General features: G+C 38.1%; 6 protein-coding genes. 5 read left to right on the forward strand and 1 reads right to left on the reverse strand.

Translation table 11 applies throughout. The features are described 5' to 3' along the window. Together BTO22_RS13275 and BTO22_RS13300 are read left to right on the forward strand one after the other, a co-directional pair. The coding region (locus BTO22_RS13275) for a hypothetical protein (RefSeq protein ID WP_181044651.1) at positions 1–295 on the forward strand (295 nt) is incomplete at its 5' end. 1853 nt (positions 296–2148) lie between these two features. After that, complete coding sequence (locus tag BTO22_RS13300; protein ID WP_105055930.1) at positions 2149–2547, forward strand: GNAT family N-acetyltransferase; 399 nt, start codon at positions 2149–2151, stop codon at positions 2545–2547. Positions 2548–3410: 863 nt separating this feature from the next. On the opposite strand, the gene BTO22_RS20220 is transcribed toward BTO22_RS13300, so the two are convergent. Further along, entirely contained in the window at positions 3411–3572 is a 162-nt protein-coding gene (locus BTO22_RS20220; protein WP_258132589.1) for a hypothetical protein, read from the reverse strand. Positions 3573–3896: 324 nt separating this feature from the next. Here BTO22_RS20220 and BTO22_RS13315 point away from each other — a divergent pair, with 324 nt between their 5' ends. The 3 genes from BTO22_RS13315 to BTO22_RS20015 form a co-directional block, all read left to right on the forward strand. Beyond that, entirely contained in the window at positions 3897–4178 is a 282-nt protein-coding gene (locus BTO22_RS13315) for a type II toxin-antitoxin system Phd/YefM family antitoxin (protein ID WP_060994191.1), read from the forward strand. Further along, complete coding sequence (locus BTO22_RS13320) at positions 4175–4462, forward strand: type II toxin-antitoxin system RelE/ParE family toxin (RefSeq protein WP_060994190.1); 288 nt, start codon at positions 4175–4177, stop codon at positions 4460–4462. The genes BTO22_RS13315 and BTO22_RS13320 overlap by 4 nt, the downstream gene beginning before the upstream one ends. 219 nt (positions 4463–4681) lie before the next feature. Further along, positions 4682–4923, forward strand: a 242-nt coding sequence (locus BTO22_RS20015; RefSeq protein WP_181044652.1) for a hypothetical protein, incomplete at its 3' end; no start/stop codon positions are given.

Consider the following 4923-nt stretch of genomic DNA (forward strand, 5'->3'; position numbering starts at 1 on the left):
TTCTGATGTCACTCTGAAAATTATGCAGAAGTATTTCTTCTTGAAGATGTCGGAATGGAGTTATGAGAATGAATATAGAATTGTTTATCATAAATCAAATGGAAAAGTAAGGAGAATTAATAGCAATCTCGATGTAGTTGAAGTGGATGAAAGTGATATTGAAAGCATTATCATTGGTTCTTCTGTGCCGCCTTTAAGAGCTAGTCGTCTTACCCAGCTAATAAAAGGGAGGCTTCCTAATGCAAAAGTGGTTGTCCATCAATACAAAAGGGCTGGGTGGAAATTAAAAATATAACAAATGCATCAACACGATTTACTACACTCGGCATCTCAGGTTGTCGGGTGTTTCTCATTTTAAGGCGTCAATTTTAAGTATAATCGCATAGTAGTAAACGTGTTATGCAGGCGTTGTGCGTACTGAGTCCGAAATTTTTTGCACGGTTCATCAATAGAACCGAGGCTTTCGTAGTTTCGGCTTAGTAAGCGTAAATTTCTTCTTTGCTGCCTTTTTGCTTTCGTATCGTCAGGTTCGGCAAATTAGCCCTTATTTCCCCAAGTTCAGGCGTTTCAGAAGCTATTTTACGTTTCAATTGTTCTTTGGTTATGCCTCATTTTTGTCTGCATTAGTGTTTTACTCGCAGCATTTTCAATCCCAATTGTGGCGAGTGTATTTAGTTTATCAGTTCCAAACTTGTTGAAACCAAACGGTTCAAATGGTGTAAGAAATGTATTGGTTTCCCATTTACTTTATCTCGCAATTTAAGAACATTTTGTTCGCTTAATTACTATCGGTAAATTAGAATCAGAACTTAGAAAATCTTGGCAGGGCAGTTCTTTACCAAGTTGGCCAAGCCGAAAGTAAGCACGCACAACAATCGCATCAACACGATTTATTACATTCGGCGTTCTGGGTTTGCCTTTAGTTTTGTGATTAAGGCGGTTAATTCAGGTTGGTTTACATAGTAATAAACGTGTTATGCCAGCGTTGTGCGTACTGAGTCCGAAATTTTTTGCACGGTTCGTCAATAGGATCGAGGCTTTTGTAGTTTCGGCTTAGTAAGCGTTCCTTTCTTCTTTATTGCCTTTTGGTTTCCGTATTATCAGGTTCGGCAAATTAGCCCTTATTTTCCTAAATTCAGGCGTTTCAGAAGCTAATTTACGCTTCAATTGTTCTTTGGTTATGCCTCATTTTATTCTGCATCAGTGTTTTGCTCGCAATATTTTCAATCCCAGCTGTGGCAAGGATATTTGGTTTATTAGTTCCAAATCTGCTGAAACCAAGTCGTTCAAATAGTGTAAAAAATGTATCTGTTTTCCATTCACTTTATCTCGCAATTTAAGAACATTTTGTTCGCTTAATTGGCATCGGTAAATTAAAATTAGGGCTTAGAAAATGTTGGCAGGGCAGTTCTTTATCAAGTTAGCCAAGCCGAAAGTAAGCACGCACAACAATCGCATCAACACGATTTATTACATTCGGCATTCTGGGTTTGCCTTTAGTTTCGTGATTAAGGCGGTTAATTCAGGTTGGTCTGCATGGTAATAAACGTGTTATGCCAGCGTTGTGCGTACTGAGTCCGAAATTTTTTGCACGGTTCATCAAAAGGATCGCGGCTTTCGTAGTTTCGGCTTAGTAAGCGTAAATTTCTTCTTTGTTTTCTTTTGGTTTTCGTATTATTAGGTTCGGCAAATTAGCCCTTATTTTCCTAAGTTCAGGCGTTTCAGAGGTATCTTTACGCTTCAACTGTTCTTTGGTTATGCCTCATTTTAATCTGCATCAGTGTTTTCCTTGCAGCATTTTCAATCCCAGTTGTGGAAAGGATATTTGGTTTATCAGTTCCAAATCTGTTGAAACCAAGCCGTTCAAATGGCGTAAGAAATGTATCTGTTTTCCATTTACTTTATCTCGCAATTTAAGAACATTTTGTTCGCTTAATTGCCATTGGTAAATTAAAATCAGGACATTAAAAATCTTGGCAGGGCAGTTCTTTACCAAGCTAGCCAAGCCGAAAGTAAGCACGCACAACAATCGCATCAACACGATGCTTATTACATTCGGCGTTTTTGGTTTGAAGTGTAATTGGTTTGGTAAAGTTGGTCGTCAGCACGTGTTATGCAAGCGTTATATCTAATAGGGAGAGTTGGTCTATGAAAGGTTTTTCTGTATCTAAGGTCAGTGCTGATATTGTAGAAGAGCACTTAAATCAAACAGGCGAAATTAATATTGGTCATGACGGCTACGAACGTTCGTTTTTCGCTATAAGTAATGGTGTATCTACTGCCTATGCTGTTATCTATGATTTGTATGATGAAGATGATTTTGCAGAATTAGCAAGGTTCTTTGTTCCCCTCAAATATCGCAATAAAGGTGTAGGTCGTAAGGCTGCCATATTACTTCTTAATTATCTTTTCGAAATTAAGACTAATTTGTTAATAGACCCTGTAGATGAAACAGTGGATTTTTGGTGGGCAGTTGCTGCTGAGGTAGGCGATAGTATATCGTTCGAGTCGATTGATGGTCCAAAAGCCATTTGGAGTAAAATATAACAAATGCATCAACACGATTTACTACATTCGGCGTTGTCGGTTTGCCTTTAGTTTCAGTGATTAAGGCAGTAAAATTCAGTTTGGTCTGCATAGTAGCAAACGTGTTATGCAGGCGTTGTGCGTACTGAGTCCGAAATTTTTTGCACGGTTCATCAATAGAGCCGAGGCTTTCGTAGTTTCGGCCTAGTAAGCGTAAATTTCTTCTTTGTTGCCTTTTGGTTTTCATTTCATCAGGTTCGGCAAATTTTCCCTTATTTCCCTAAATTCAGGCGTTTCAGAGGCTATTTTACGCTTCAATGGTTCTTTGGTTATGCCTCATTTTAGTTTGTATCAGTGTTTTATTCGCAGCATTTTCAATCCCAATTGTGGTTAGGATATTTGGTTTATTAGTTCCAAACTAGCTGAAACCAAGCCGTTCAAATGGTGTAAAAAATGTATCTGTTTTCCATTTACTTTATCTCGCAATTTAAGGATATTTTGTTCGCTTAATTGCTATCGGTAAATTAGAATCAGGGCTTAGAAAATCTTGGTAGGGCAGTTCTTTACCAAGCTAGCCAAGCCGAAAGTAAGCACGCACAACAATCGCATCAACACGATTTATTACACTCGGCGTTCTGGGTTTGCCTTGGGTTTCGTGATTAAGGCGGTTAATTCAGGTTGGTCTGCATGGTAATAAACGTGTTATGCCAGCGTTGTGCGCACTGAGTCCGAAATTTTTTGCACGGTTCATCAATAGAACCGAGGCTTTCGTAGTTTCGGCTTAATAAGCGTGAATTTCTTCTTTGTTGCCTTTTTGTTTTCGTATCATCAGGTTCGGCAAATTAATCCTAATTTCCCTAAGTTCAGGCATTTCAGAAGCTATTTTACGCTTCAATTGTTCTTTGGTTATGCCTCATTTTGGTCTTCATTAGTGCTTTCCTCGCAGCATTTTCAATCCCAATTGTGGCGAGTGTATTTGGTTTATCAGTTCCAAACTTGCTGAAATCAAGCCGTTCAAATGGCGTAAGAAATGTATCTGTTTCCATTTACTTTATCTCGCAATTTAAGAACATTTTGTTCGCTTAATTGCCATTGGTAAATTAGAATCAGGATATTAAAAATCTTGGCAGGGCAGTTCTTTTCCAAGTTGACCAAGCCGAAAGTAAGCACGCACAACAATCGCATCAACACGATTTATTACATTCGGCGTTCTGGGTTTGTCTTAGGTTTAGTGATTAAGGCGGTAAAATTCAGGTTGGTCTGCATAGTAATAAACGTGTTATGCCAGCGTTATAATTTTTCTTAGTATTGCTGAATATTTATACTTGCACTATAATTGGTACAAAATTAAGTACAACCAAGGTGCTGTTATGACTCGACTAAGATTAGACCAAGATATTCAACCACTTTCAGAATTTAGAGCTGGCGTAGCGTCGTTTATTCGTCAAATTAACGAAACGCGTAGACCTTTAGTTATCACTCAACGTGGTAAAGGTGTCGCTGTTGTTTTAGATGTTGCTGAATATGAAGCAATGCAAGAAAAAATAGAGTTACTGGAAGAGGTGCAACAAGCTGAAGCACAAATCGCTAGTGGTTTAGGTTTATCAAATGAGGATGCTCGTTCTAAAATCTTAGGGCGCTTACGTTCATGAATGTTATTTGGTCACCGCTTGCTTTAGACAAAATAGGGCAGACAGCTGAATACATTGCATTAGATAACCCATCAGCGGCAGAAAAATGGGTTAACGACGTATTCGATAAAGCTGAGAATTTAGGTTCATTTCCAGAGTTAGGCCGTCTTGTCCCTGAGCTGAATAAAGCCAATTATCGTGAAATCATTTTTGGCAATTACCGCATTATTTATAGCGTAACGTTAAGCATAAATATTTTAACGGTTCGTAACTGCAGTCAATTGCTGACTATGGCTGATATATAAAACTATAACAAATGCATCAACACGATTTACTACACTCGGCAATCTCAGTTTGCCGGGTGTTTCTCGTTTTAAGGCTTCAATATTAAGTATAATAGCATGGTAGCAAACGTGTTATGCAGGCGTTATGCTCTTTGGTGCTATTATAACTCATTGAAATATAAGCCTTGCAAGTGTATCCTGTACACGGTTACTTAAGTGCGGAAGTTAGGTTTAGCTTGTATGAATGATTATGAAAAACGTGATTTAAAAATTAAGTGGGTTAGTTTGATTATATCAGCATCTCTACTCGCTATGGCTATTTATACGTATGACAAAAACGCAGAAATGGAGTTAAAGAAGCCCTTTATTTCTGCACAGGTGAAAGCTTGTGAACAGATAATAGGTCTAGTTGCTGACGTTTCACAAATAACTTCAATTGAGGAACGTTTTTCCCGATTAACAGAGTTGAAAAAATTATACTT

The organism is Aliivibrio sifiae (genome assembly GCF_002954705.1).
In the GTDB taxonomy this organism is placed as follows: domain Bacteria; phylum Pseudomonadota; class Gammaproteobacteria; order Enterobacterales; family Vibrionaceae; genus Aliivibrio; species Aliivibrio sifiae_A.

Bases quoted from the DNA above. Each gene is read 5' to 3' on its own strand.
- BTO22_RS20220 (WP_258132589.1), bottom strand. From the start codon at position 3,572: ATGGAAACAGATACATTTCTTACGCCATTTGAACGGCTTGATTTCAGC.
- BTO22_RS13320 (WP_060994190.1), top strand. From the start codon at position 4,175: ATGAATGTTATTTGGTCACCGCTTGCTTTAGACAAAATAGGGCAGACA.
- BTO22_RS13300 (WP_105055930.1), top strand. From the start codon at position 2,149: ATGAAAGGTTTTTCTGTATCTAAGGTCAGTGCTGATATTGTAGAAGAG.
- BTO22_RS13315 (WP_060994191.1), top strand. From the start codon at position 3,897: ATGACTCGACTAAGATTAGACCAAGATATTCAACCACTTTCAGAATTT.